The sequence below is a fragment of the Streptomyces asoensis genome, assembly GCF_016860545.1.
Lineage (GTDB): Bacteria > Actinomycetota > Actinomycetes > Streptomycetales > Streptomycetaceae > Streptomyces > Streptomyces asoensis.
Genome location: NZ_BNEB01000003.1, coordinates 270603 through 296429 on the forward strand (window position 1 = coordinate 270603; position 25827 = coordinate 296429).

General features: G+C 71.5%; 22 protein-coding genes. 16 read left to right on the plus strand and 6 right to left on the minus strand.

Annotated features, from left to right (window positions below; genetic code table 11):
- Window positions 1-83 precede the first annotated feature (83 nt).
- Entirely contained in the window at window positions 84-1595 is a 1512-nt protein-coding gene (locus tag Saso_RS13955; protein WP_189918546.1) for a PucR family transcriptional regulator, read from the plus strand.
- Window positions 1596-1661: 66 nt separating this feature from the next.
- Window positions 1662-2453: a phosphatase gene (locus tag Saso_RS13960; RefSeq protein ID WP_189918116.1), complete on the plus strand. Its 792-nt coding sequence runs from the start codon at window positions 1662-1664 to the stop codon at window positions 2451-2453.
- Window positions 2454-2503: 50 nt separating this feature from the next.
- Here the strand turns inward: Saso_RS13960 and Saso_RS13965 are convergent, their stop codons facing one another.
- The 3 genes from Saso_RS13965 to Saso_RS13975 all read right to left on the minus strand — a co-directional run bounded on the left by Saso_RS13965 (window position 2504) and on the right by Saso_RS13975 (window position 5332).
- Window positions 2504-3376: an acyl-CoA thioesterase gene (locus Saso_RS13965; RefSeq protein ID WP_189918118.1), complete on the minus strand. Its 873-nt coding sequence runs from the start codon at window positions 3374-3376 to the stop codon at window positions 2504-2506.
- Between the two features lie 36 nt (window positions 3377-3412).
- Window positions 3413-4570 (minus strand): acyl-CoA dehydrogenase family protein, encoded by a 1158-nt coding sequence (locus tag Saso_RS13970; RefSeq protein ID WP_189918120.1) that lies wholly within the window; start codon window positions 4568-4570, stop codon window positions 3413-3415.
- Window positions 4571-4738: 168 nt separating this feature from the next.
- The gene (locus Saso_RS13975) at window positions 4739-5332 is read right to left on the minus strand and encodes an SACE_7040 family transcriptional regulator (protein ID WP_189918122.1); all 594 of its coding nucleotides are present in this window, start codon (window positions 5330-5332) and stop codon (window positions 4739-4741) included.
- Between the two features lie 96 nt (window positions 5333-5428).
- On the opposite strand from Saso_RS13975, the gene Saso_RS13980 reads away from it, so the two are divergent.
- The 11 genes from Saso_RS13980 (at window position 5429) to Saso_RS14030 (ending at window position 19488) form a co-directional block, all read left to right on the plus strand.
- The gene (locus tag Saso_RS13980; protein WP_189918124.1) at window positions 5429-7045 is read left to right on the plus strand and encodes a carboxyl transferase domain-containing protein; all 1617 of its coding nucleotides are present in this window, start codon (window positions 5429-5431) and stop codon (window positions 7043-7045) included.
- Between the two features lie 14 nt (window positions 7046-7059).
- Window positions 7060-9063, plus strand: a complete 2004-nt coding sequence (locus tag Saso_RS13985; RefSeq protein WP_189918126.1) for an acetyl/propionyl/methylcrotonyl-CoA carboxylase subunit alpha — start codon at window positions 7060-7062, stop codon at window positions 9061-9063.
- Window positions 9060-10007, plus strand: coding sequence for a hydroxymethylglutaryl-CoA lyase (locus Saso_RS13990; RefSeq protein WP_229901037.1), 948 nt, complete (start codon window positions 9060-9062; stop codon window positions 10005-10007). Before Saso_RS13985 ends, Saso_RS13990 begins: the two co-directional genes overlap by 4 nt.
- Window positions 10008-10012: 5 nt before the next feature.
- The gene (locus Saso_RS13995; protein ID WP_189918128.1) at window positions 10013-11173 is read left to right on the plus strand and encodes an acyl-CoA dehydrogenase family protein; all 1161 of its coding nucleotides are present in this window, start codon (window positions 10013-10015) and stop codon (window positions 11171-11173) included.
- 144 nt (window positions 11174-11317) lie between these two features.
- On the plus strand, window positions 11318-12367 hold the full coding sequence (locus Saso_RS14000) for an ABC transporter substrate-binding protein (RefSeq protein WP_189918129.1): 1050 nt from the start codon (window positions 11318-11320) through the stop codon (window positions 12365-12367).
- A gap of 116 nt (window positions 12368-12483) precedes the next feature.
- Window positions 12484-13305, plus strand: a complete 822-nt coding sequence (locus Saso_RS14005; protein WP_189918131.1) for a siderophore-interacting protein — start codon at window positions 12484-12486, stop codon at window positions 13303-13305.
- Between the two features lie 172 nt (window positions 13306-13477).
- Window positions 13478-14944, plus strand: coding sequence for a lysine decarboxylase DesA (desA, locus tag Saso_RS14010; RefSeq protein WP_189918133.1), 1467 nt, complete (start codon window positions 13478-13480; stop codon window positions 14942-14944).
- Window positions 14928-16202 carry a lysine N(6)-hydroxylase/L-ornithine N(5)-oxygenase family protein gene (locus tag Saso_RS14015; RefSeq protein ID WP_189918135.1) on the plus strand — a complete coding sequence of 425 codons (1275 nt, stop codon included), beginning with the start codon at window positions 14928-14930 and terminating at the stop codon, window positions 16200-16202. Before desA ends, Saso_RS14015 begins: the two co-directional genes overlap by 17 nt.
- Window positions 16199-16753 carry a GNAT family N-acetyltransferase gene (locus Saso_RS14020; protein ID WP_189918137.1) on the plus strand — a complete coding sequence of 185 codons (555 nt, stop codon included), beginning with the start codon at window positions 16199-16201 and terminating at the stop codon, window positions 16751-16753. The genes Saso_RS14015 and Saso_RS14020 overlap by 4 nt, the downstream gene beginning before the upstream one ends.
- Window positions 16750-18519: an IucA/IucC family protein gene (locus tag Saso_RS14025; RefSeq protein WP_189918139.1), complete on the plus strand. Its 1770-nt coding sequence runs from the start codon at window positions 16750-16752 to the stop codon at window positions 18517-18519. The genes Saso_RS14020 and Saso_RS14025 overlap by 4 nt, the downstream gene beginning before the upstream one ends.
- Window positions 18520-18588: 69 nt before the next feature.
- Window positions 18589-19488, plus strand: coding sequence for a DUF4429 domain-containing protein (locus Saso_RS14030; protein WP_189918141.1), 900 nt, complete (start codon window positions 18589-18591; stop codon window positions 19486-19488).
- A gap of 67 nt (window positions 19489-19555) precedes the next feature.
- Here Saso_RS14030 and Saso_RS14035 read toward each other — a convergent pair whose 3' ends face one another.
- On the minus strand, window positions 19556-21118 hold the full coding sequence (locus Saso_RS14035) for a purple acid phosphatase family protein (RefSeq protein ID WP_189918143.1): 1563 nt from the start codon (window positions 21116-21118) through the stop codon (window positions 19556-19558).
- Between the two features lie 186 nt (window positions 21119-21304).
- On the opposite strand from Saso_RS14035, the gene Saso_RS14040 reads away from it, so the two are divergent.
- Both Saso_RS14040 and glmS read left to right on the plus strand, forming a co-directional pair.
- Window positions 21305-21562, plus strand: coding sequence for a hypothetical protein (locus Saso_RS14040; protein ID WP_189918144.1), 258 nt, complete (start codon window positions 21305-21307; stop codon window positions 21560-21562).
- Between the two features lie 24 nt (window positions 21563-21586).
- On the plus strand, window positions 21587-23404 hold the full coding sequence (gene glmS / locus Saso_RS14045; RefSeq protein ID WP_189918145.1) for a glutamine--fructose-6-phosphate transaminase (isomerizing): 1818 nt from the start codon (window positions 21587-21589) through the stop codon (window positions 23402-23404).
- A gap of 97 nt (window positions 23405-23501) precedes the next feature.
- Here the strand turns inward: glmS and Saso_RS14050 are convergent, their stop codons facing one another.
- Window positions 23502-24068 carry a GPR1/FUN34/YaaH family transporter gene (locus tag Saso_RS14050; RefSeq protein WP_189918146.1) on the minus strand — a complete coding sequence of 189 codons (567 nt, stop codon included), beginning with the start codon at window positions 24066-24068 and terminating at the stop codon, window positions 23502-23504.
- A gap of 162 nt (window positions 24069-24230) precedes the next feature.
- The gene (locus Saso_RS14055; RefSeq protein WP_189918147.1) at window positions 24231-24758 is read right to left on the minus strand and encodes a universal stress protein; all 528 of its coding nucleotides are present in this window, start codon (window positions 24756-24758) and stop codon (window positions 24231-24233) included.
- A 353-nt stretch (window positions 24759-25111) separates the two neighbouring features.
- On the opposite strand from Saso_RS14055, the gene Saso_RS14060 reads away from it, so the two are divergent.
- On the plus strand, window positions 25112-25441 hold the full coding sequence (locus Saso_RS14060) for a hypothetical protein (RefSeq protein WP_189918148.1): 330 nt from the start codon (window positions 25112-25114) through the stop codon (window positions 25439-25441).
- The last annotated feature ends 386 nt before the right edge of the window (window positions 25442-25827 follow it).

Here is a 25827-nt window from a genome sequence, read left to right on the forward strand (position 1 = left end):
CGGTCCGAGGTGGTTCGGGGTTGACCCTAGGTGGCCGAAAAGTGCCCTGGAAGTGTACGTTTCATCCACTGGCCCGGCGCTTGATGGAGGGAACGTCCATGGTGTCGGAACCCGCCGTACCGCCCACCCCACCGGTCCCCCTCGCCGCCCTGCTGGCCCGCGAGGACCTGGCCCTGCGGCAGATCGCGGGGCCCGCCGGACCCGGTGTCGTGCTGCACGGCGCCCACACCTCGGAGATGGCCGACCCGTACCCGTATCTGCTGGGCGGCGAGCTGCTGCTGACGGCGGGCGTGCACATCCCGGACGCCGGCGCGCACCCGGACGCCGCCGGGCGGGCGGGGCCGGGACCCGCCGAGCACCTGGAGGCCTACGTCTCGCGGATCGTGGCCGCGGGCGGCGCGGCGCTCGGCTTCGGGCTGGCGCCGGTGCACGACACCGTGCCCGGGGCGCTGGTCGCCGCCTGCGAGGCGCACGGGCTGCCGCTGCTGGAAGTGCCGCCCCGGACGACGTTCTCGGCCGTCGCCCGCGCGGTCTGGAAGCTGCTGGAGCGGGCCCGCACCGCCGAACTGCGCCGGGTGACCGAGGCCCAGCAGAGTCTCGCCACCGCCGCGTCCCGCCCCGACCCGGTCCCCTCGGTCCTGCGGCAGCTGGCCCGGCGGGTCGCGGGGCGCGCGGTGCTGTACGGACCGGAGGGGACGGAGCTCGCGGGCGAGGGAGCGGCGTCCGCCGCGGACGCCCCCCTCGCGGACCTGGCCCGTCTCCTGCTCACCCGTGCCTCGGCCACCGCCGGCGACACCGCGCCCGACGGGACGCACCTCGCCGCCTACGCGCTCGGGGCGGGCCGCGGGTTCGTGCTGGGGGTGGCGGCGCCCCGGCGCGACCCCGGCGACCACACCATCGCCTCCGTCGCCGCGGTCCTGCTCTCCCTGCTCACCGGGGAGCACCAGAGCGGCCCCGGGGCGGCCCGTTCGTCGGCCCTGGTACGGCTGCTGCTGGGAGCCCCGCCCGCCGAGGTGGCCCCGCTCCTCGGGGGCGGGCGCCGGCTCGTCGTGCACGCCCGCCCGGACGCCCAGCCCCTCACCCCGCTGGCGGCCTCCGCGCTCGGCGCGGCGCTCGGGTCACCGCTGGTCGACCTCGGCCAGGACGTCGTCCGGGTCCTCGTGCCGGCCGGCCGCGCGCCGCGGCCGCAACCGGGCTGGACCCTGGGCGTGAGCGCGGAGACGGCCCCCGCGGACTGGCCGGCCGCCGACGCGCAGGCGGCCCGCGCGCTGGCCCGGGCCCGCGCCACCCGCACGGCGCTCGTCCGGCACGCCGCCGGGTCGGGGCTCCTCGGCCTGCTGCCCGAGGGGGAGGCCCGGGCGCACGCCCGGGCGGTCCTCGCGCCGGTCGAGGCGAGCCCCGCCGGGGCGGCGCTCCTCGAGACCCTGCGCACCTGGCTCTCGCTGCACGGCAGTTGGGACCGCACGGCGGTGGCCCTGTCGGTGCACCGCAACACCGTGCGGCAGCGCATCGCCCGCTGCGCGGCCCTGCTGGGGACCGACCTGGACGATCCGGACGTGCGGATGGAGCTGTGGTTCTGCCTCGGACGACGGTGAGTGACGCGTGTCCCAGCGTCCGGAACTGCACGGACGCGCACAGCCGGCTGCCCCACAATGGAGACCATGCCGATACCCGGGACGCCCAGCCGCGCCGAACTCGTCGACCACCTCGTCAGAACCCGTATCGCCGGGGACGTCGCCACGCCCCGCGAGAACAACCTCTCGCACTACCGCCAGCTCGCGAACGGTGTCCGCAACTTCTGGCTCGGCCTGGAACTCGGTGACCGCTGGAGCGACGAGCAGGACGTGCTCGCGGTGATGGCGGAGCGGGTGGGCGTGAACGACGATCCCGAGTACCGCTACGGCCAGGACACCATCGACCCCGAGCTGACGGCCGACGGCCTGGACCGGCTCGCGGCGCGGCTGCGCAAGGCGGCCGAGGGGCAGCAGCGGGTGCTGTTCGCCACCGGTCACCCCGGCGGGCTCCTCGACGTGCACCGCGCCACGGCCGCCGCGCTGCGCACCGCGGGCTGCGAGATCGTCGTCATCCCCGAGGGGCTCCAGACGGACGAGGGGTACGTGTGGCAGCTGGCCGACGTGGCGGTCCTCGAGCACGGCGCCACCCTGTGGCACACCCACTCGGGCGAGCCGATGAAGGCCGTCCTCACCGCGCTGGAGCGGGAGGGCCGCCCGCTGCCCGATCTGGTCGTCGCCGACCACGGCTGGGCGGGTTACGCCGGGCAGCACGGCGTGGACTCCGTCGGCTACGCCGACTGCAACGACCCGGCGCTCTTCCTCGCCGAGTCGGAGGGCACCGTCCAGGTGGCGGTCCCCCTCGACGACCACGTCGTCAGCCCGCGGCACTACGACCCGATGACGGCGTACCTGCTGGCCGCGGCGGGACTGACCGCGTAGCCGGAGCGTTCCGCCCGAAGGGCGCCGCACGCGCGTGCGGCGCCGCGGACTCACCCGCCCCGGGGAGCGCGGACCACGCCCTCCTGCACCACCGAGACGGCGAGCCGCCCGTCCTGGGTGTAGATGCGGGCCTGTCCGAGGCCCCGGCCGCCGTGCGCGGACGGCGACTCCTGGTCGTACAGGAGCCACTCGTCGGCGCGGAACGGCCGGTGGAACCACATCGCGTGGTCCAGGGACGCCCCCACCACGTCACCGACCGCCCAGCCCCCGCGCCCGTGCGCGAGCAGGACCGAGTCGAGCAGGGTCATGTCGGAGACGTAGGTGGCGAGGACGACGTGCAGGAGCGGGTCGTCGGCGACCTTGCCGTTGGCGCGGAACCACACCTGGGAGTGCGGTTCGCGCGGTGCGCCGTACCGGCCGTAGGGCGGTTCGTCGACGTAGCGCAGGTCGACCGCCTCACGGGCCTCCAGGAACCTCTCGACGACGCCGGGGTCCAGGTGGGCGTAGCCGCGCAGCCGCTGTTCGGAGGTGGGCAGGGTGGCCGGGTCCGGGGCGGGCGGCATGGGGGCCTGGTGCTCGAACCCCTCCTCGTACCGCTGGAAGGAGGCGGACAGCGCGAAGATCGGCTGCCCGTGCTGGACGGCGAGGACGCGGCGCGCGGTGAAGGACCGGCCGTCGTTCATCCGCTCGACCGTGTAGACGATGGGCGCGCCCGGGTCGCCCGTACGCAGGAAGTAGGCGTGCAGGGAGTGGGCGAGGCGGTCCTCGGGGACCGTGCGTCCCGCGGCGACCAGCGCCTGCGCCGCGACCTGCCCGCCGAAGACCCGCGGGACGACGGCGGAGCGGGACCGGCCGCGGAAGATGTTCTCCTCGATCTGCTCGAGGTCGAGCAGATCGAGGAGATCCTGTAGTGCCTGGCTCATGGCTTCTGGTTGCAGCGGCCCGTGACGGCGGGCTGCTTACAGACCCATGTCCTTCGCGATGATCGACTTCATGATCTCGCTGGTGCCGCCGTAGATGCGGTTGACGCGGTTGTCCGCGTACAGGCGGGCGATCGGGTACTCGTTCATGAAGCCGTAGCCGCCGTGCAGCTGGAGGCAGCGGTCGATCACCCGGTGGGCGACCTCGGTGCAGAACAGCTTGGCGCTGGCGGCCTCGGCCGGGGTCAGCTCGCCCGCGTCCAGGGCCTCCGTGGCGCGGTCGGCGACGGCCTCGGCGGCGTCGACCTCGGCCTGGCAGGCGGCCAGCTCGAACTTGGTGTTCTGGAAGTGCGCGACCGGCTTGCCGAAGACGACGCGCTCCTGCACGTACTGCTTGGCGAACCGGACGGCGGCCTTGGCCTGCGCGTAGGCGCCGTAGGCGATGCCCCAGCGCTCGGAGGCGAGGTTGTGGCCGAGGTAGTAGAAGCCCTTGTTCTCCTCGCCGAGCAGGTCCTCGACGGGCACCTTGACGTCGACGAACGCCAGCTCGGCGGTGTCGGAGGTCTTCAGGCCGAGCTTGTCCAGCTTGCGGCCGACCGAGTAGCCCTCGGCCTTGGTGTCGACGACGAAGAGGGATATGCCGTGCCGGCGGTCCTCGGCGGTCGGCGCGGAGGTACGGGCGCAGACGATCATGCGGTCGGCGTGGACACCGCCGGTGATGAAGGTCTTGGAGCCGTTGAGGACGTAGTGCGTGCCGTCCTCGGAGAGCTTGGCGGTGCTCTTCATGCCCGCGAGGTCGGAGCCGGTGCCCGGCTCGGTCATCGCGATGGCCCACATCTCCTCGCCGGAGACGAACTTCGGCAGGAAGCGCTTCTTCTGCTCGTCGTTGGCGAGCAGCTTGATGTAGGGCAGGCCGAGCAGCACGTGCACGCCGGAGCCGCCGAAGGAGACGCCCGCGCGGGCGGTCTCCTCGTAGAGCACGGCCTCGAACTTGTACGAGTCGATGCCGGCGCCGCCGTACTCCTCGTCGACGCGGATGCCGAAGACGCCCAGCTCGGCGAGCTTGTAGTAGAAGTCGCGCGGCGCCTGGCCGGCCGCGAACCACTCGTCGTAGACGGGGACGACCTCGGCCTCGATGAAGGCCCGGAGGGTCTCCCGGAACGCCTCGTGGTCCTCGTTGAACACCGTACGGCGCACCGCCGCCACCCTTCCCTGCGCCTGGACCGGCGCCGCTCTCGCGTACCTGGTTGCTCGCCGCCGGGGTGCTCGATCGATGATTGCGGCCCTCATTGGCTAAGCGCTTGCTCAGAACAACCGTACCGGCGAGTACGAACAGCGTCCAGGGTGGGACGGGGGTAACGCTCGTCACTCCACCGCCGCGGCGAAGGCCCCCCTGGCCATCCGGTGCAGCAGCGCCGCCGTGGCCGCGCGCCCGGGCAGGGAACCCGGTCGGCCCAGGTGCGGGGTGGAGTTCAGCAGACCGAAGACGGAGTGCACCGCGGAGCGGGCGGCGGGCTCCGCGAGGCCCGGGTACACGGCGCACAGGACCTTCACCCACAGCTCGACGTACTGCCGCTGGAGCTGGCGGACCATCTTGCGGTCGCTGTCACGCAGGCGGTCCAGCTCGCGGTCGTGCAGGGTGATCAGGGGACGGTCGTCGAGGGCGAAGTCGATGTGGCCCTCGACGAGCGAGTCGAGCACCTCCTCGGACGGCACCCCGTCGGCCTCCGCCAGACGCCGTTCGGCGCCCGTCAGCAGCCGCCCGCTGATCCCCACCAGCAGTTCGGCGAGCATCGCGTCCTTGCCGGGGAAGTGCCGGTACAGCCCCGGACCGCTGATGCCGACCGCGGCCCCTATCTCGTCCACCCCGACGCCGTGGAACCCGCGCTCGGCGAACAGCCGGGCGGCCTCCCTGAGGATCTGCTCGCGACGGGTCGGGGCGTCGGTTCTCGTGGCCATGAAGGCAATTCTAGACAGGGAGGTTAGCGGTCGTTAACCTGAAGGAAATGGTTAACGCTCATTAACAGTCGATCACTGGGTGAGGGGACCGCAAGGATGGAGCAGGCACCGGAGCTGACGAGCGCGGCAGATCCCGCGTCGGAGGCCTGGCGGGCCAACGAGGCGGCGCACCGCGCCCTCGTGGAGGAGCTGCGCGGCAAACTGGCCGCCGCCCGGCTGGGCGGCGGGGAGAAGGCGCGGGCCCGCCACACCGCGCGCGGGAAACTGCTGCCCAGGGACCGGGTGGACGCCCTGCTGGACCCGGGCTCGCCGTTCCTGGAGCTCGCCCCGCTCGCCGCCGACGGCCTCTACGACGGACAGGCGCCGGCGGCCGGGGTCATCGCCGGGATCGGCCGGGTCAGCGGACGCGCGTGTGTGATCGTCGCCAACGACGCCACGGTCAAGGGCGGCACCTACTACCCGATGACGGTCAAGAAGCACCTGCGGGCCCAGGAGGTGGCCCTCGAGAACCGGCTGCCCTGTCTGTACCTCGTGGACTCCGGCGGGGCCTTCCTGCCCCTCCAGGACGAGGTCTTCCCGGACCGCGAGCACTTCGGGCGCATCTTCTACAACCAGGCCCGGATGTCCGGCGCCGGGATCCCGCAGATCGCCGCCGTACTGGGCTCGTGCACGGCCGGCGGCGCCTATGTCCCCGCCATGAGCGACGAGGCGGTCATCGTCCGCGGTCAGGGCACGATCTTCCTGGGCGGTCCCCCGCTGGTGAAGGCCGCCACCGGCGAGGTCGTCACCGCGGAGGAGCTGGGCGGCGGCGAGGTGCACGCACGCGTGTCGGGGGTGACCGACCACCTCGCCGAGGACGACGCGCACGCGCTGCGGATCGTCCGCAACATCGTCGCCACCCTCCCCGCGCGCGGCCCCCTGCCCTGGGAGGTGCGGGCCGCCGTCGAGCCCAAGGTCGACCCCTTCGGCCTGTACGGCGCCGTGCCCGTCGACCCCCGCACCCCCTACGACGTCCGCGAGGTCATCGCGCGCGTGGTCGACGGCTCCCGCTTCGCGGAGTTCAAGGCCGAGTTCGGGCAGACCCTGGTCACCGGCTTCGCCCGGATCCACGGTCACCCGGTCGGCATCGTCGCCAACAACGGCATCCTGTTCTCCGAGTCCGCCCAGAAGGGCGCCCACTTCATCGAGCTGTGCGACCAGCGCGGGATCCCGCTGGTCTTCCTCCAGAACATCTCGGGGTTCATGGTCGGCCGCGACTACGAGGCCGGGGGCATCGCCAAGCACGGCGCCAAGATGGTGACGGCCGTGGCGTGCACGCGCGTGCCGAAGCTGACGGTCGTGGTCGGCGGGTCGTACGGCGCCGGGAACTACTCCATGTGCGGCCGGGCCTACTCGCCCCGCTTCCTGTGGATGTGGCCGGGCGCCAAGATCTCCGTCATGGGCGGCGAGCAGGCCGCCTCCGTCCTCGCGACCGTCAAGCGGGACCAGCTCCAGGCGCAGGGCGAGGAGTGGCCCGCGGACGCGGAGGAGGCGTTCAAGGCACCGGTCCGGCAGCAGTACGAGCGCCAGGGCAACGCCTACTACGCCACGGCCCGCCTCTGGGACGACGGCGTCATCGACCCGCTGGAGACCCGCCAGGTGCTGGGTCTCGCACTGACCGCGTGTGCCCACGCGCCGCTGGGTGACCCCCAGTTCGGCGTCTTCCGGATGTGAGGAGGGGAGCCTTGATGTTCGACACCGTGCTTGTGGCCAACCGGGGCGAGATCGCCGTCCGGGTCATCCGGACACTGCGCGCGCTGGGGGTGCGCTCGGTGGCCGTCTTCTCCGACGCCGACGCCGACGCCCGGCACGTCCGGGAGGCGGACACGGCCGTGCGCATCGGTCCGCCGCCGGCGGCCGAGAGCTATCTGTCGGTGGAGCGGCTGCTGGAGGCGGCCGCCCGCACCGGCGCCCAGGCGGTCCACCCGGGGTACGGCTTCCTCGCGGAGAACGCCGGTTTCGCGCGCGCGTGCGCCGACGCCGGGCTGGTCTTCATCGGGCCGCCCGCGGACGCCATCGCCCTGATGGGCGACAAGATCCGCGCCAAGGAGACCGTGGAGGCGGCCGGCGTGCCGGTCGTCCCCGGCGGCCGCGACCCCGACCTCGCCGGGGCGGCCCACCGGCTGGGCGCCCCCGTCCTGCTCAAGCCCTCGGCGGGCGGCGGCGGCAAGGGCATGCGCCTGGTGCGGGACCTGGCCGTGCTGGAGGAGGAGATCGCCGCCGCCCGCCGCGAGGCGCGCACCTCCTTCGGCGACGACACGCTCCTGGTGGAGCGGTGGGTCGACCGGCCCCGGCACATCGAGATCCAGGTGCTGGCCGACGGCCACGGGAACGTGGTGCACCTGGGCGAGCGCGAGTGCTCCCTCCAGCGCCGCCACCAGAAGATCGTCGAGGAGGCGCCCTCCGTCCTGCTGGACGAACGGACCCGCGCGGCCATGGGCGAGGCGGCGGTCCAGGCGGCCCGCTCCTGCGGCTACCGGGGCGCGGGCACGGTGGAGTTCATCGTGCCGGGCGGCGACCCGTCCTCGTACTACTTCATGGAGATGAACACCCGCCTCCAGGTGGAGCACCCGGTCACCGAACTGGTCACCGGCCTCGACCTGGTGGAGTGGCAGCTGCGGGTGGCCGCCGGTGAGCCCCTGTCCTTCGGCCAGGAGGACGTCCGGCTGACCGGCCACGCGGTCGAGGCGCGGATCTGCGCCGAGGACCCCGCCCGCGGGTTCCTGCCCTCCGGCGGGACCGTGCTGCGGCTGCGCGAGCCGCAGGGCGACGGTGTGCGCACCGACTCCGGGCTGAGCGAGGGCACCGAGGTCGGCAGCCTCTACGACCCGATGCTCTCCAAGGTGATCGCCTACGGGCCGGACCGGGAGACCGCGCTGCGCAGGCTGCGGGCGGCGCTCGCCGGGACGGTCACGCTGGGCGTGCAGACCAACGCCGGGTTCCTGCGGCGGCTGCTGGCCCATCCGGCGGTGGTGGCCGGCGAGCTGGACACGGGGCTGGTGGAGCGGGAGGCCGCGGCGCTCGTCCCGGCCGGCGTGCCGCAGGAGGTGTACACGGCCGCGGCGCTGCTGCGCCAGGCCGCGCTCGCCCCCCGGTCCCCGGACACGGACTGGGTGGATCCCTTCTCGGTACCGGACGGCTGGCGTCTGGGCGGCGACCCCGCCTGGACGGCCCACCACCTCCAGGTCCCGGGACAGGACCCGGTGACGGTCCGGGTGCGCGGCACCGCGGACGGCGGGGCGGAGGTCCTGCTCGACGGCGACGCGACCCCGCTGCGGGCCGCAGCGGGGCAGCCGCCGCGGCCGGGAGCCGATCCCCGGTTCACCTGCCGGCTCGACGGCGTGAGCCGGACGTTCGCCGCACTGGCGGACGGCACCTGGCTGGGCCACGAGGGCGACGCCTGGCAGGTGCGCGACCACGACCCGGTCGCCGACTCCCTCGGCCGGGGCGCCCACGCCGGCGCCGACTCGCTCACCGCGCCCATGCCGGGCACGGTCACGGTCGTCAAGGTCGCCGTCGGCGACGAGGTGGCCGCCGGGCAGAGCCTGCTCGTCGTGGAGGCGATGAAGATGGAGCACGTCATCTCCGCCCCGCACGCCGGCACGGTCGCCGAGCTGGACGTGGCGCCCGGCGCGACGGTCGCGATGGACCAGGTGCTGGCCGTCATCGCCCCGGTGGAGGAGGACCGGTGACCCTTCCCATGACGGTGCCGCTCCCCGGGCTGCCCGCCCGGGTGCGGATCCACGAGGTCGGCGCACGCGACGGCCTCCAGAACGAGAAGACGGTCGTACCGACGGAGGTCAAGGCGGAGTTCGTGCGCCGGCTGGCCGACGCGGGCCTGACCACCATCGAGGCGACCAGCTTCGTCCACCCCGACTGGGTTCCCCAACTCGCGGACGCCGAGCGGCTCTTCCCGATGGTGAGCGATCTGGACGTGGCGCTGCCGGTCCTGGTGCCGAACGTACGCGGGCTCGACCGCGCGCTCGCCCTGGACGCCCGCCGGGTCGCCGTGTTCGTGAGCGCCACCGAGTCGTTCGCGAAGGCCAACCTCAACCGCACCCTGGACGAGGCGCTGGCCATGACCGAGCCGGTGGTGACCCGGGCCAAGGAGCAGGGCGTGCACGTGCGCGGCTACCTCTCCATGTGCTTCGGCGACCCCTGGGAGGGCGCGGTACCGGTCGACCAGGTCGTCCGGGTCTGCCGGGCCCTGCTCGACCTGGGCTGTGACGAGCTGAGCCTGGGCGACACGATCGGCGTGGCGACCCCGGGACACGTCCGGGCGCTGCTGACCGCGCTCGGCGAACAGGGCGTCCCGGCAGACGTGCTGGGTGTCCACTTCCACGACACCTACGGTCAGGCGCTCGCCAACACCCTCGCCGCGCTCCAGCACGGCGTCACCACCGTCGACGCCTCGGCGGGCGGTCTCGGCGGCTGCCCGTACGCCAAGTCCGCCACCGGCAACCTCGCCACCGAAGACCTCGTGTGGATGCTGCGGGGCCTCGGCATCGACACCGGTATCGATCTCGGCCGTCTCGTCGCCACGAGCGAGTGGATGGCCGGCCGACTGGGCCGACCCAGCCCGTCACGCACCGTCCGAGCCCTCGGCACGATGACACAGCCCCACAAGGAGCAGTGAACGCGATGGACCACCGTCTCTCCCCCGAACTGGAAGAACTCCGCCGTACCGTCGAGGAGTTCGCGCACGACGTGGTCGCGCCCAAGATCGGCGACTTCTACGAGCGGCACGAGTTCCCCTACGAGATCGTCCGCGAGATGGGCCGCATGGGCCTGTTCGGCCTGCCGTTCCCCGAGGAGCACGGCGGTATGGGCGGCGACTACCTCGCCCTCGGCATCGCGCTGGAGGAACTGGCGCGGGTCGACTCGTCCGTGGCGATCACCCTGGAGGCGGGCGTCTCGCTGGGCGCCATGCCGATCCATCTCTTCGGGACGCCGGAGCAGAAGCGTCAGTGGCTGCCGCGGCTGTGCTCCGGCGAGATCCTGGGTGCCTTCGGGCTGACCGAGCCGGACGGCGGCTCGGACGCGGGAGCGACGCGCACGACGGCCCGCCTCGACCCGGACACGGACGAGTGGGTGATCAACGGCACCAAGTGCTTCATCACCAATTCGGGTACGGACATCACGGGTCTGGTCACGGTCACGGCGGTGACGGGCCGCAAGCCGGACGGCCGGCCGCTGATCTCGGCGATCATCGTGCCGTCCGGCACCCCGGGCTTCACGGTGGCGAGCCCGTACTCGAAGGTCGGCTGGAACGCGTCCGACACCCGTGAACTGTCCTTCTCCGACGTGCGGGTCCCGGCGGCGAACCTGCTCGGCGAGGAGGGCCGCGGATACGCGCAGTTCCTGCGCATCCTCGACGAGGGGCGGATCGCCATCGCGGCGCTGGCGACCGGTCTTGCGCAGGGCTGTGTGGACGAGTCGGTCAAGTACGCCCGCGAGCGGCACGCGTTCGGCCGTCCGATCGGCGCCAACCAGGCCATCCAGTTCAAGATCGCCGACATGGAGATGAAGGCCCACACGGCCCGCCTCGCCTGGCGGGACGCGGCCTCGCGGCTGGTGGCGGGCGATCCGTTCAAGAAGGAGGCGGCCCTCGCGAAGCTGTACTCGTCGACGGTCGCCGTCGACAACGCCCGTGACGCCACCCAGATCCACGGCGGCTACGGCTTCATGAACGAGTATCCGGTGGCCCGGATGTGGCGCGACTCCAAGATCCTGGAGATCGGCGAGGGCACGAGCGAAGTGCAACGGATGCTGATCGCAAGGGAGTTGGGACTCACCGGCTGAGCCGACGGCGGCGGGAAGCAGAGGCGGGACCAGGGGTCCGGTGTGCCGGGAGGCCACCGGGCCCTTCGATTTGAGATGAGGTTAGGCTAACCTACGTTCGATCAGTCCTCGGGTGATCCGCCCCGTTCGAAAGTAGCCAGAGACATGCCCAACGCCAGAGCCGCCCGTCCCACCCGCCGTGGCATCCTCGCCGCCGGTGGCGCCCTCGGTCTCGGTGCCGCACTCGCCGCCTGCGGGGACGAGGACACCGGCAGCGGCGGCTCCGCGTCGACGGCGGGCGCTTCGGCCGGCTCCGGGCCCTGGACGTTCAAGGACGACCGCGGCACCACGGTGAAGCTCGACAAGATCCCCGCGAACATCGTCGCCTTCACCGGCGTCGGCGCCGCGCTCCACGACTACGGCATCCAGGTCAAGGGCGTGTTCGGTCCGACCAGGACCGCCGCGGGCAAGGCCGACGTCCAGGCGGGCGACATGGACGTCAGCAAGGTGACGGTCCTCGGCAACGTCTGGGACGAGTTCAACGTCGAGAAGTACGCGGCCCTCGCGCCCGACGTGCTCATCTCCACGATGTTCGACGACGCCGGCACCCTCTGGTACGTCCCCGAGGCCTCCAAGGACAAGATCGCCAAGCTCGCGCCGAGCGTCGGCGTCTCCGTCTACGACCGCCAGCTGACCGCTCCGCTCCAGCGCATGTGGGAGCTGGCCGAGTCGCTGGGCGCCGACATGACGGCGGCTGCCGTGACCGACGCGAAGAAGAAGTTCGAGGCCGCCGCCGCCCGGCTGCGCGCCGCCGCCAAGGCCAAGCCCGGCATCAAGGTGATGGCCGGTTCGGCCAGCGCCGAGCTGTTCTACGTCTCCGGCACCGACCTCTCCATCGACCTGGAGTACTTCAAGGCCCTCGGCGTGAACTTCGTCGAGCCGCCGGCGAGCGCGAAGGCGCAGGGCGGCGGCTGGTACGAGTCGCTGAGCTGGGAGAACGTCGACAAGTACCCGGCCGACATCATCATGATGGACGACCGCTCCTCGACGATCCAGCCCGCCGACATCACCGAGGCGACCTGGAAGAAGCTGCCGGCGGTGAAGGCGGGACAGGTCATCGCGCGCTCGCCGGAGCCGATCCTGTCGTACGCGAAGTGCGTGCCGCTGCTGGAGACCCTCGCCGAGGCGCTCGAGAAGGCGAAGAAGGTCAGCTGACCCGCGGGTGGCTCAGGCCGCGGGTGAGCCGCGTGTCCGTCACGGCCGGTCGCGCAGTTCCCCGCGCCCCTGAAAAGCAGGGGGCCACCCCACCCCACGCCCACAGGAGCAGCCCCGTGACCACCGCAGTCGTCGCGCCCTTCCGGTTCTTCTCCCTCAAGGTCGCACGGACCCGGCGACTCGGGTCCTCGCTCGTCCGGGTCACGTTCGCGGGCGAGGACCTGCGGCACTTCTTCTCCGACGGGCGCGACCAGTCGCTCTCCCTGTTCCTGCCGCATCCGGGCCAGTCCGCACCGGCGGTCCCGATCGAGCTCGGGGACGGCTGGTGGCAGGGATGGCGTGAACTGCCCGACGACGTAAGGGCGGTGATGCGGTCGTACACCCTGCGGTCCCTGCGCCGGGACGCGCTCGGGTACACCATCGGCATCGACATCGACTTCGTGCTGCACACCCCGGCCGGTCCCGCCTCCGTCTGGGCCGCGCGTGCGGCCGCCGGGGACCGGGTCGTGCTGCTGGGCCCGGCCGTGGCCGACAACCGCGCGATCCGGTTCCGGCCGCCCGCGGACACCGATCTGACCGTGCTGTGGGGCGACGAGACCGCCCTCCCGGCCGTCGCCTCGATCCTGGAGTCCCTGCCGGCCGGGCAGCGGGTCCGGGTCTGGCTGGAGACGCACGACGCCGGGAACATCCGGGAGTTGACGACCGCGGCGGACGCGGAGATCACCTGGGTGGTCGGGGAGAACTCCGTGGACGCGCTCCGACAGGCCCGGCTCCCGGCCTCCGCGCACCCCTACGTCTGGATCGCGGGCGAGTCGGGGTGCGTGAAGGCGCTGCGGCGGCACTTCGTCCGCGAACGCGGGGTCGACCGGCGCCTGATCACCTTCGTCGGGTACTGGCGTCAGGGCATGAGCGAGGAGCAGCTCCGCGAGGCGGAGTAGCGCTCCGCGCTCCCCCGGACGGGCCGTCCGGGGGGCGGACGTGATCACGGTCACGGACGAGGCACGGCCCCGACAACTCAACTTAGGTTAGGCTAACCTAAGTTGAACCCCAGGCTCCGCTCCCGGATCCGTCCCCCCGCGGACCCCGTCCCCACCCCGGAGGACCCCCACCATGCGCTCGCACCTGCTCAATGACACGACCGCGGAGCAGTACCGCCGCTCCGTGACCGAAGGAGTAGAGCGGGTGGCCGCCAAAATCGCCGCCACCGAACGTCCGTTCACCGGCGTCACGGTCGACGCCCTCGCGCCCCGCATCGACGGCATCGACCTGGACCAGCCGCTGTACGACACCACGGCCGTCCTGGACGAGCTGGAGGAGGTCTACTTCCGCGACGCGATCTACTTCCACCACCCCCGCTACCTCGCCCACCTCAACTGCCCGGTCGTCATCCCCGCCGTGCTGGGCGAGGCGGTCCTGTCGGCCGTCAACTCCTCCCTGGACACCTGGGACCAGTCGGCGGGCGGCACCCTGATCGAGCGCAAACTGATCGACTGGACGACGGCCCGCATCGGCCTCGGCCCGGCCGCCGACGGCGTGTTCACCTCCGGCGGCACCCAGTCCAACCTCCAGGCCCTGCTGCTCGCCCGGGAGGAGGCCAAGCCGGGGCGGGACGGCCTGGAGGGACCGGCCTCCCTCGCACGGCTGCGCATCTTCGCCTCCGAGGTCAGCCACTTCAGCGTGAAGAAGTCCGCGAAACTGCTGGGCCTCGGCGAGGACGCGGTGGTGTCCGTTCCCGTCGACACCGACAAGCGCATGCAGACCCTCGCGCTCGCCCGTGAGCTGGAGCGCTGCGTGACGGCGGGCCTGATCCCCATGGCGGTGGTCGCCACCGCGGGCACCACGGACTTCGGCTCCATCGACCCGCTGCCCGAGATCGCCGAGCTCTGCGAGCGGTACGGCACCTGGATGCACGTCGACGCGGCCTACGGCTGCGGACTGCTCGCCTCCGTCAGGCACCGCGACCGGATCGACGGCATCGAGCGCGCCGACTCCGTCACCGTCGACTACCACAAGTCCTTCTTCCAGCCGGTCAGTTCCTCCGCGGTCCTGGTGCGCGACGCGGCCACGCTCCGCCACGCGACCTACCACGCCGAGTACCTGAACCCGCGCCGCATGGTGCAGGAGCGCATCCCCAACCAGGTGGACAAGTCCCTCCAGACCACCCGGCGCTTCGACGCGCTCAAGCTCTGGATGACCCTGCGCACCATGGGCGCCGACGGCATCGGCCGGCTCTTCGACGAGGTCTGCGACCTGGCCGCCGAAGGCTGGCGGCTGCTCGCCGCCGACCCGCGCTTCGACGTCGTCGTCGAGCCGTCGCTCTCCACCCTCGTCTTCCGCTGCATCCCCGCCGCCGTCACCGACCCGGCCGAGATCGACCGCGCCAACCTCTACGCCCGCAAGGCCCTGTTCGCCTCCGGCGACGCCGTGGTCGCGGGCACCAAGGTCGGCGCGCGCCAGTACCTGAAGTTCACCCTGCTCAACCCCGAAACGACGACCGACGACATCGCAGCCGTCCTCGACCTGATCGCCGGCCACGCCGAGCAGTACCTGGGAGAATCCCTTGACCGCGCTTCCTGAAGCCAGCCGCACCTATGACTTCGTGGGGATCGGGCTCGGCCCCTTCAACCTCGGCCTCGCCTGCCTGACCGAGCCGATCGAGGCCCTCGACGGCGTCTTCCTGGAGTCCAAGCCGGACTTCGAGTGGCACTCCGGCATGTTCCTCGACGGCGCCCACCTCCAGACGCCGTTCATGTCCGACCTGGTCACCCTGGCCGACCCCACCTCGCCTTTCTCCTTCCTCAACTACCTGAAGGAGAAAGGCCGGCTCTACTCGTTCTACATCCGCGAGAACTTCTACCCGCTACGCGTCGAGTACGACGACTACTGCCGCTGGGCGGCCGGCCGGCTGAGCAGCGTGCGCTTCTCGACCACGGTGACCGAAGTGACCTACGAGGACGACGTGTACGTGGTGCGGACCGCGGCGGGCGAACGGTTCCGCGCCCGCCACCTGGTCCTCGGCACCGGCACGCCGCCCCACGTCCCCGAGGCCTGCGCCGGTCTGGGCGGCGACTTCCTGCACAACTCCGGCTACCTGCGGCACAAGGCGGAGCTCCAGAAGAAGAAGTCGATCACCCTGGTCGGCTCCGGGCAGTCGGCCGCCGAGATCTACCACGACCTGCTCGGCGAGATCGACGTCCACGGCTACCGGCTGAACTGGGTCACCCGCTCCCCGCGCTTCTTCCCGCTCGAGTACACCAAGCTCACGCTGGAGATGACCTCACCGGAGTACATCGACTACTTCCACGAGCTGCCGGAGCCGACGCGCTACCGCCTCACCGACGAGCAGAAGAACCTCTACAAGGGCATCGACGGCGACCTCATCGACGAGATCTTCGACCTGCTCTACCGGAAGAACCTGGGCGGCCCGGTCCCGACCCGGCTGCTCACCAACTCCGCGCTCACCGGCGCCTCGTACGCCGACGGCACCTACACCCTGTCGTTCCGCCAGGAGGAGCAGGGCAAGGACTTCGAGCTGAGCTCCGAGGGCCTGGTGCTGGCCACCGGCTACAAGTACGTCGAGCCGGAGTTCCTCGCACCGGTCCGCGACCGGCTGCGCTACGACTCCCGGGGCAACTTCGACGTCGCCCGCAACTACGCCATCGACACCACGGGCCGGGGGGTGTTCCTCCAGAACGCGGGCGCGCACACCCACAGCATCACCTCGCCCGACCTCGGCATGGGCGCCTACCGCAACAGCGCCATCATCCGCGAGCTGCTCGGCAGCGAGTACTACCCGGTCGAGAAGACCATCGCGTTCCAGGAGTTCGCCGTATGAGCACCACCACGGCCACCGTCGGCCGACTCACCCTGCGCCCCCTCGACCCGGTCGAGGACGCCGAGCTACTGCACGGCTGGGTCACCCACCCCAAGGCCGCGTTCTGGATGATGCAGCACGCGACACGCGTCGACGTCGAGCGCGCCTACATGGACATCGCGGCCGACGAGCACAGCCATGCCCTCATCGGCCTGCACGACGGCGAACCCGCCTTCCTCATGGAGTACTACGACCCGGCCCACCGCGAGCTGGTCGGTCTGTACGAGCCGCTCCCCGGCGACATCGGCATGCACTTCCTGGTCGCCCCCACCGACCGGCCCGTGCACGGCTTCACGCGTGCCGTGATCACCGCCGTGCTGGAACGCCTCTTCGAGGACCCGGCGGTGCGGCGTGTCGTCGTCGAGCCGGACGTCGCCAACAAGGCGGTGCAGGCCCTCAACGAGGCCGTCGGGTTCGTCGCCGAGCGCGAGATCGACAAGCCGGAGAAGCGGGCCCTGCTGAGTTTCTGCACGCGCGAGCGGTTCGCCGCGGCGACGGGGGTCACGGCATGAGCCTCACCGACGCCGTCGCCCACCTCTCCCCCGAACGCTGGGAGAGGGCCAACCGCCTGCTGGTCCGCAAGGCCCTCGCGGAGTTCGCGCACGAACGCCTCGTCACCCCCGAGGAGGAGGACGGCCACTGGGTCGTGCGCAGCGACGACGGGCTGACGCACTACCGCTTCACCGCCGTCCGGTACGCCCTCGACCACTGGCAGGTGGACGCCGACTCCGTCACGCGCACCCGGGACGGCGCCGAACTGCCCCTTGCCGCGCTCGACTTCATGATCGAGCTGCGGACGGCGCTGGGGCTGAGCGACGAGATCCTGCCGGTCTACCTGGAGGAGATCTCCTCCACCCTGTCCGGCACCTGCTACAAGCTGGCCAAACCGCGCGTCACGTCGGCGGAGCTGGCCCGCGGCGGGTTCCAGGCCATCGAGACCGGCATGACCGAGGGCCACCCCTGCTTCGTCGCCAACAACGGACGGCTCGGCTTCGGCATCGACGAGTACCTGGCCTACGCTCCCGAGACGGCGAGCCCGGTCCGGCTGGTCTGGCTGGCCGCGCACCGGTCACGGGCGGCCTTCACGGCCGGCGTCGGCATCGAGTACGAGTCCTTCGTACGGCAGGAGCTGGGCGAGAAGACGGTCGAGCGGTTCGCCGGCATCCTGCGCGAGCAGCACCGCGACCCGGACGACTACCTCCTCGTCCCCGTCCACCCCTGGCAGTGGTGGAACAAGCTGTCCGTCACCTTCGCCGCCGAGATCGCGCGCGGCAACCTGGTGTGCCTGGGCGAGGGCGACGACGAGTACCTGGCGCAGCAGTCCATCCGGACGTTCTTCAACGCCACGCACCCCGCGAAGCACTACGTGAAGACGGCGCTGTCCGTGCTCAACATGGGCTTCATGCGCGGGCTCTCGGCCGCCTACATGGAGGCCACCCCGGCCATCAACGACTGGCTGGCCCGGCTCATCGACAACGACCCGGTCCTGAGGTCGACCGGACTGTCGATCATCCGGGAGCGCGCCGCCGTGGGCTACCGGCACCTGGAGTACGAGGCGGCCACGGACCGCTACTCGCCCTACCGCAAGATGCTGGCCGCGCTGTGGCGGGAGAGCCCGGTGCCCTCCCTCCAGGACGGCGAGTCGCTCGCCACGATGGCCTGCCTGGTCCACGTGGACGACGAGGGCAGGTCGGTGGCGGGCGCCCTGATCGAGCAGTCCGGGCTGACACCGGTCGAGTGGCTGCGCGGCTACCTCCAGGCGTACTACACGCCGCTCCTGCACAGCTTCTACGCCTACGACCTGGTGTTCATGCCGCACGGCGAGAACACCATCCTCGTCCTGCGCGACGGGGCCGTGCAGCGGGCGATCTACAAGGACATCGCGGAGGAGATCGCGGTCCTGGACCCGGACGCGGTGCTGCCGCCCGAGGTCCGGCGCATCCGCGTCGACGTGCCCGAGGACCAGAAGCTGCTGTCCGTCTTCACGGACGTCTTCGACTGCTTCTTCCGCTTCCTCGCGGCCGGCCTCGCCGCCGAGGGGATCCTGGCGGAGGACGACTTCTGGCGCACGGTCGCCGAGGTCACCCGCGCCTACCAGGAGGCCAACCCCGAACTGGCCGACCGCTTCCGCCGGTACGACCTGTTCGCCCCCGAGTTCGCCCTGTCCTGCCTCAACCGCCTCCAGCTGCGCAACAACCGGCAGATGGTGGACCTGGCCGACCCCTCGGGCGCCCTCCAGCTGATCGGAACCCTGAAGAATCCCGTCGCGGGGTTCTGATCAAGAGGACGGGCGCCCCCGGGTACGGTCCCCGGGGGCGCCCGTCCCCGTCTTTGGGAGAATCCCCCCATGGCGGAAATCATCCAGCGCGACGGCACCTGGGTCCTCGACGGCGACGCCCTGCGGATCACTCCGGGCCGGGACAGGAACGTCGGCCTGCTGCGCCGGGAACTGGGTGAACTCGTCGTCCCGCTCGAAGCGTCGGCGGGCATCTCCTTCGAGCAGGGCAAGCGCGGCGGGCGGCTGAGACTGCGGCTGCGGGACGGCGCCGACCCGCTCCTGACGGCCACCGGCGGACGGCTGGCCGAGCCGCACGACCCGTACCAGCTGCTCGTCGACTCCGACCGGTACGGGGTCGCCGAGTACCTCGTGGACGAGGTGCGCCGGACACTGCTGCTCGACGGCGTCGCGGCCGGTCCCGTGGACTCCTATCTGCTGCCGGGGCCGCCCGTACCGCTGTCCGTCTCCGCCGGGGACGGCACCGCGTCCTTCGACGGCGAGCGCGTGCGCCTGGAGTGGAACTGGAAGACGGAGGAGTCCAAGGCCTCCGCGGGCGCCCGCGATCTGGACATCGCCGGGATCGAGGCCGTGGAGTGGCGGCCCGCGGTCGGCCTGGAGAACGGCTGTCTGCGCTTTCGGCCGCGGCACGCGCCGGCCACGGCGGCGCCGGCCAAGTACGACCCCAACGCCGTCGAGCTGTGGGGGTTCAGGAAGGACCCGCTGATGGCGCTCGTCGCGGCGGCCGTGCAGGCCAGGCTGCCCCACCCGGCGGCCGCCGCCGGTGAGGCCGCGGCGCCGGACGCCGGCGGGCAGACCCTGCCGGTCGGGAGCGTCCCCGCGCCCGCGCCGGGCGACGACCACGACGTGCTGCTGCGCCGCCTGCGCGAACTCGGCGAGCTGCGCCGTGACGGCGTCCTGACGGAGGACGAGTTCACGAGGGCCAAGCAGGCGGTCCTCAAGCGCCTCTAGCGCGTACGGGGACCGCCTGCCGGGCCGGGTGGGAGTGCGCCCCGCCTTCCGGGCGCACCCACCGGGCTCACTTCGCCTTGCGGGCCACCGTGAAGTGGTCGACCTGCGCGCCGGTCTCGGCGATGCCGCGCACCGTCAGCGTGGCCGTCCGGCCCTTGGCCGCCGGGGTGACGTCCACCCGCAGGAAGGAGTAGTCGAGGTAGCGCACCCGCGACCAGGTGACCGTCTCGTTCTGCTTGCCGCTCCCGGTGTTGACGAAGGAGGCCACGGACTCGACCTCGTTCTCGTGGCCCTCGTAGGAGAGCGGGGCGGTGAACGCGTACAGGCTGCGGCCCGCCGCGCCCGCCGTCACGTAGACGACGCCCTCGGTCTCGGGGTACGCGGTGCCGCCGATCGGGAGCTTCTTGGTGACCGCGCCCGCCTTGATGACGTCGGTGCGCTCGTACTGGTGGTTGTGGCCGTTGATGACCAGATCGACCGTGTACTTCTCGAACAGCGGCACCCACTCCTGGCGCACACCCCCCTCCGAGGCGTGCGCGGTGGAGGTGCAGTAGGCGCAGTGGTGGAAGAAGACGACGACGAAGTCGATGTCCTTGGAGGCCCGGTACTTCTTGAGCTGCGCCTCCAGCCACGTGGTCTGGGTGCCGCCCGAGATGCCGAGGTTGGCCGGGATCTCGAAGGAGATGTCGTTGGCGTCGAGCGAGATGACCGCCGTGTTGCCGTAGACGAAGGAGTAGACGCCGGGGAGGTTCTTCTTGTCCGGGCCGTTGTCCGGGAGGTTCCAGCGGGCCTCCTCGCCGCCGTAGCCGTTGGGCGAGTACCAGGCCTCCATGTCGTGGTTGCCGTAGGCGGGCATCCACGGGACGGACTTGGCGACGGACTCGGTCTGGGCGAGGAACTGGTCCCACACGCGCGAGTCGAAGCCGGTGTCGGCGGTCTTGCCCGCGCCGGCCGGGTCGGCGTAGGCGATGTCGCCGGCGTGCAGGTGGAAGGCGGGGTTCTGGCCGAGCAGGAGGCTGTTGTTGGCGAGGCCGTGGTAGCCGACGCCCTCGTCGCCGAAGGCGGTGAAGGTGAAGGGCGCCTTGTGGGCGGGGGCCGTGGTGAAGGTGCCGACGGTGCCCGCGAACTGCGGCGAGGCCGGGTCGAAGCCGTTGTGGCCGACGCCGTAGTAGTACGTCCTGCCGGGCTTGAGGTGGGTCAGCTCGGCGTGCACGTAGTACTGGGTGTGATCACCGCTGGCGCCGACACCGGCCGGGGTGTAGAGAGTGCGGACCTCTGCGTCGATCTTGACCGAGAGGTGCGAGGCGTGGGTGCCGATCCGCACGAAGGGCTTCTTCACCGGCAGCGGTACCTGCCAGGAGACGGTGATCTCGGTGGCGGGGTCGTTGCCGAAGGCGAGGTGGCGGCCGAAGGGCGCGACGAGCGAGCCGTCGACCGTCTCGGTCTGCGGGAGGGGCTGCGCCGGCACGGCGGCCTGCGCCGTGGCGCCGGTGACGAACGCGCCACCGGTGACGGCGCCGAGGGTGACGGCGCCGCCTCTGATCATCGTGCGCCGGGAGAACTTGGCGCGCAGGTACTCGTGCTGCTCGGCCATGCTCATGCGCTCGGCGAGCTGCTCGGGTACGCCCATGCGAGGAGTGTCCATGACGTCTGAAACTCGTCGCCTCGGGCGACGGGCCGCAAGACGCCGAATGGACGGTTCGCGAACAGCGACCCATAACACATTCAATGTTCTCCCAAGGCTCCTTAACAGGCGCCTGCCCGAAATCGGGCACGATTCTTGCGAAACCGGCTCGCGTACCCCAGGATCTACCGGGTGCACGACGAACTTGTTGATCACCTGACACGCTCCACGCCCCTCCAGCGGGGCGAGGCGCTACGGGTGATCCAGGACGTGCTCGCCTACTTCGACGAGACGACCGAGGACTACGTCCGTCGCCGCCACCGCGAGCTCCAGGCCCAGGGCCTGGTGAACGCGGAGATCTTCGAAAGGGTCGAGGCGGACCTGAAATACCGTGCGGTGGCGCCGCCCGAGCTCACGCTCAGGCAACTGCGACGCATCGTCTACGGGTGATCGAAAGCTTGGGGATACCTATACATGTGCGGAATCGTCGGATACATCGGCAGGCGTGACGTGGCCCCGCTGCTGCTCGAAGGCCTTCAGCGCCTCGAGTACCGCGGGTACGACTCGGCGGGCATCGTCGTGAGCTCCCCGAAGACGGCCGGCCTGAAGATGGTCAAGGCCAAGGGCCGGGTCCGCGACCTGGAGGCCAAGGTCCCGGCGCGCTTCAAGGGCACCACGGGCATCGCCCACACCCGCTGGGCCACCCACGGCGCGCCCTCCGACGTGAACGCCCACCCGCACATGTCGGCCGACCTCAAGGTCGCCGTCGTCCACAACGGCATCATCGACAACGCCTCCGACCTGCGCAGGAAGCTCGAGGCCGACGGCGTCGAGTTCCTCTCGGAGACGGACACCGAGGTCCTCGTGCACCTCGTCGCCCGCGCCCAGGCCGAGAAGCTCGAGGACAAGGTCCGCGAGGCGCTGCGCGTCGTCGAGGGCACCTACGGCATCGCCGTGATGCACGCCGACTTCAACGACCGGATCGTCGTCGCCCGCAACGGCTCCCCGGTCGTCCTCGGCATCGGCGAGAAGGAGATGTTCGTCGCCTCGGACATCGCCGCGCTGGTCGCCCACACCCGCCAGATCGTCACCCTCGACGACGGCGAGATGGCCACCCTCAAGGCCGACGACTTCCGCACGTACACCACCGAGGGCACCCGCACCACCGCCGAGCCCACCACCGTCGAGTGGGAGGCCGCCTCCTACGACATGGGCGGCCACGACACCTACATGCACAAGGAGATCCACGAGCAGGCCGACGCCGTGGACCGCGTGCTGCGCGGCCGCATCGACGACCGCTTCTCCACCGTGCACCTCGGCGGCCTCAACCTGGACGCCCGCGAGGCGCGCCAGATCCGCCGCGTGAAGATCCTCGGCTGCGGCACCTCGTACCACGCGGGCATGATCGGCGCCCAGATGATCGAGGAGCTCGCCCGTATCCCCGCGGACGCCGAGCCCGCCTCCGAGTTCCGCTACCGCAACGCGGTCGTGGACCCCGACACCCTGTACATCGCCGTCTCGCAGTCGGGTGAGACGTACGACGTGCTGGCGGCCGTCCAGGAGCTGAAGCGCAAGGGCGCCCGGGTGCTGGGCGTGGTCAACGTCGTCGGCTCGGCGATCGCCCGCGAGGCGGACGGCGGCGTGTACGTGCACGCCGGTCCCGAGGTCTGCGTCGTCTCCACGAAGTGCTTCACCAACACCACGGTCGCCTTCGCGCTGCTCGCCCTGCACCTGGGCCGTACCCGTGACCTCTCCGTGCGCGACGGCAAGCGGATCATCGAGGGCCTGCGCAAGCTGCCCGCGCAGATCGCCGAGATCATGGAGCAGGAGGCGGAGATCGAGAAGCTCGCCGAGACGCTCGCCGAGGCCCGCTCGATGCTCTTCATCGGCCGCGTCCGGGGCTACCCGGTCGCCCGCGAGGCCTCGCTGAAGCTCAAGGAGGTCTCGTACATCCACGCCGAGGCCTACCCGGCCTCCGAGCTCAAGCACGGTCCGCTGGCCCTCATCGAGCCCGCGCTCCCGACGGTCGCGATCGTTCCGGACGACGACCTGCTGGAGAAGAACCGCGCCGCCCTGGAGGAGATCAAGGCCCGCAGCGGCAAGATCATCGCGGTCGCCCACCAGGAGCAGGAGAAGGCCGACCAGACGGTCCTCGTCCCCAAGAACGAGGACGAGCTCGACCCGATCCTCATGGGCATCCCGCTCCAGCTCCTCGCCTACTACACGGCGAAGGCGCTCGGCCGGGACATCGACAAGCCGCGCAACCTCGCGAAGTCGGTGACGGTCGAGTAGTCCTGACGGTCCATCAGAGCGGGCCCCCACGGTGTTCCCACCGCGGGGGCCCGCTCCGTTCGCCGGGGGCGCCCGACTCCCCGGCACCGGCTGCCGGTCAGCCCGTGGCCGTCACCCCCGGGCGGGCAGCACGTCGGGGAAGCGCCGTGGGCCAGTGGGCCAGCGCCGCGGTCGCCGCGTACCAGGACACCGCGCCCGCCGCCACGGCGAACCAGCCGCCGGCCTTGGTGAGTGAGCCGCTGTCGGCGAACCGGGCGACGGCCATCAGCACCAGGCCCACGCAGAACAACCCGTGGGCGGCCCGGCCGAGTCGATCGCCGCCCGCGACGGCCAGGGAGAGCGCCACGAGGGCGAACAGGAGCAGGAAGAGCCCCGCGGCGTTGTCGGAGGCCTGGGTCCCGGCGGAGACCGCCCAGGTGAACCAGAAGGCGCCGAGCACGGTGCAGGCCGTACCGGTGGCCGTGTCGCGGTCGCGCAGGGCCAGCAGGCCCGCGAGGAACAGGGCGACGCCGCCGATGTAGTGGGCGATGGACACGGCGTCCGCCGCCGTCACGCCGTCGATGAGGTCGGTGTACCCGAGCCCGAACGCCAACAGGGTGACACCCAGGGCGAGTCGGCCGGCGATCGAGGTGGTGCTGCTTCCCGCAGAGACGTCGTTGTCCACGGCAAGCTCCCTTCAGGCATGTGCAGTTGTGTGAGCGATATATGCCCTTCACAAAGGCACAAACACCTCTACGCGCCAGTAGCTTCACAGGAGGTCACAGGGGGTCCGGGAGCACCCGGACGTCACCTCGCCCGGCCGGACGGCGCACCGGAGGACGGCAGGTCAGGGGATGACGATGACGGGCCTCTTCGCCCGCTTGGCGAGCCGCCCCGCCACGGAGCCGAAGATACGGCCGACGATGCCGTGGGTCGAACCCACCACGATCGCGTCGGCCTCGTACTCCCGCCCCACCTCTTCGAGTTCGTGGCAGATGTCACCACCGCGCTCGACCAGGATCCAGGGCACCTCGGCGAGGTACTCCGCGCACGCCAGCTCCAGACCGAGCACCTCGGTGCGGTGGTCCGGCACGTCCACGAAGACCGGCGGCTCGCACCCCGCCCAGACCGTGGTGGGCAGCCGGTTGGCGACGTGGACGATGATCAGTCCCGAGCCGGAGCGATGGGCCATGCCGATGGCGTACGCCAGCGCGCGCTCACTGGACGTGGAGCCGTCGAAACCGACGACCACACCGTGCTTGAAGGCGGGATCGCAGGAATGGCGCGCCTCTTCGGCCGCCAGGGGCTCGGCCGCCGTAGGGTCGGCGACGGGCCGCTTGCGGTCCGCGGGTTCGAAGAATTCGTGACCGGCCATGGCTGTCTCGGCGTATCGATCCTTGTACGGGTGGACGGCGGTGAACGGCGGAGCTGTCCGGGAATCGTCTTCCCGACCCCATACCCCCAAGGGTACGGCGGAACGCCTCCTGAGCCCAGATATCGCACGCCCTGGGTGGGGGTTCCAGGGAGCATGCACGAGCCGACGCCCGTAACGCAATGGTTGCTGCCTCGTACAGGCGGTTTGCACAGGGTTCGCTCATCCGACCCGAACGGGCAGTGACCGACCGCTCGAACAGGCGTTGAACCCTGCGAACCGCCGCCGCACCCCCGCCGCCCGCTCCCGCACCACCACCCCGCCCGCCCGCCGCCTCCGGGAAGGAGTCCCGCACCGTGCCCCCGTCCCGCACCGCTCCCGAGACCCGTCCCGGCGACGACCGGACCGGCGACCTGATCCGCTGGGCGGCCTTCACCTGCTTCCTGGTCCCGGTGGTCCTCCTCTGGTACGGCACCTCGCTGGCCGGCACCGCGGGCACCGCCCTGGGCCTCGCCGCGGTCACCGCCGTCTGCCGGGTGCTGCTGCGCCGGTCCGAACAGTGCGCGGTCCGGCTGCTGGACGAGGGACCGGGGCCGCAGGCGCACCACCGGGGGCGCCATCAGCGCACCGGATCGGGGTCGCACCGTGGCGGTCGTCACACCGGTGGGAACTCACCGGCCGGTTGACCGGTTTTCACACCCGGACCCACCTCTTTTCAGCCAACTTCCGGTGATGGCGCATCCCTTGCCCCCACCACCCCCCACCCCCCGTTCCACCTGCACGGAAAGGGCCTCAGGGGCCCGGTGCACCCTACGGGGATTGGCCACGGCACGGAGGCGCACTTCCCTGCACGGCCCACGAGTGCAACGCTTCGTGATCGAATGCTTCACGCCAAGTTGCCATGTCGACAATCCGCCGGGTGGTGAACCGGCCACACCGGCATTGTGCGACACGTTAGATTCGATCTTGACTGTCTACGGCGGGGGACTCGTGCCGGACCGAGGGGAAACGTGCTGGAGCGACATGCCCGACAAGTTAGGGGCGCCGCGACCACCGAGGGGGGCTTAGCAGG

Excerpts from the sequence above, each read along its gene's own strand:
- Saso_RS13965 (WP_189918118.1), bottom strand. The coding sequence starts at position 3,376 with ATGAGCCAGGCACTACAGGATCTCCTCGATCTGCTCGACCTCGAGCAG.
- Saso_RS13995 (WP_189918128.1), top strand. The coding sequence starts at position 10,013 with ATGGACCACCGTCTCTCCCCCGAACTGGAAGAACTCCGCCGTACCGTC.
- Saso_RS13960 (WP_189918116.1), top strand. The coding sequence starts at position 1,662 with ATGCCGATACCCGGGACGCCCAGCCGCGCCGAACTCGTCGACCACCTC.
- Saso_RS13955 (WP_189918546.1), top strand. The coding sequence starts at position 84 with ATGGAGGGAACGTCCATGGTGTCGGAACCCGCCGTACCGCCCACCCCA.
- Saso_RS14055 (WP_189918147.1), bottom strand. The coding sequence starts at position 24,758 with ATGGCCGGTCACGAATTCTTCGAACCCGCGGACCGCAAGCGGCCCGTC.
- Saso_RS14035 (WP_189918143.1), bottom strand. The coding sequence starts at position 21,118 with ATGGGCGTACCCGAGCAGCTCGCCGAGCGCATGAGCATGGCCGAGCAG.
- Saso_RS13980 (WP_189918124.1), top strand. The coding sequence starts at position 5,429 with ATGGAGCAGGCACCGGAGCTGACGAGCGCGGCAGATCCCGCGTCGGAG.
- Saso_RS14020 (WP_189918137.1), top strand. The coding sequence starts at position 16,199 with ATGAGCACCACCACGGCCACCGTCGGCCGACTCACCCTGCGCCCCCTC.
- Saso_RS13975 (WP_189918122.1), bottom strand. The coding sequence starts at position 5,332 with ATGGCCACGAGAACCGACGCCCCGACCCGTCGCGAGCAGATCCTCAGG.
- Saso_RS14030 (WP_189918141.1), top strand. The coding sequence starts at position 18,589 with ATGGCGGAAATCATCCAGCGCGACGGCACCTGGGTCCTCGACGGCGAC.
- glmS (WP_189918145.1), top strand. The coding sequence starts at position 21,587 with ATGTGCGGAATCGTCGGATACATCGGCAGGCGTGACGTGGCCCCGCTG.
- Saso_RS14000 (WP_189918129.1), top strand. The coding sequence starts at position 11,318 with ATGCCCAACGCCAGAGCCGCCCGTCCCACCCGCCGTGGCATCCTCGCC.
- desA (WP_189918133.1), top strand. The coding sequence starts at position 13,478 with ATGCGCTCGCACCTGCTCAATGACACGACCGCGGAGCAGTACCGCCGC.
- Saso_RS13985 (WP_189918126.1), top strand. The coding sequence starts at position 7,060 with ATGTTCGACACCGTGCTTGTGGCCAACCGGGGCGAGATCGCCGTCCGG.
- Saso_RS14025 (WP_189918139.1), top strand. The coding sequence starts at position 16,750 with ATGAGCCTCACCGACGCCGTCGCCCACCTCTCCCCCGAACGCTGGGAG.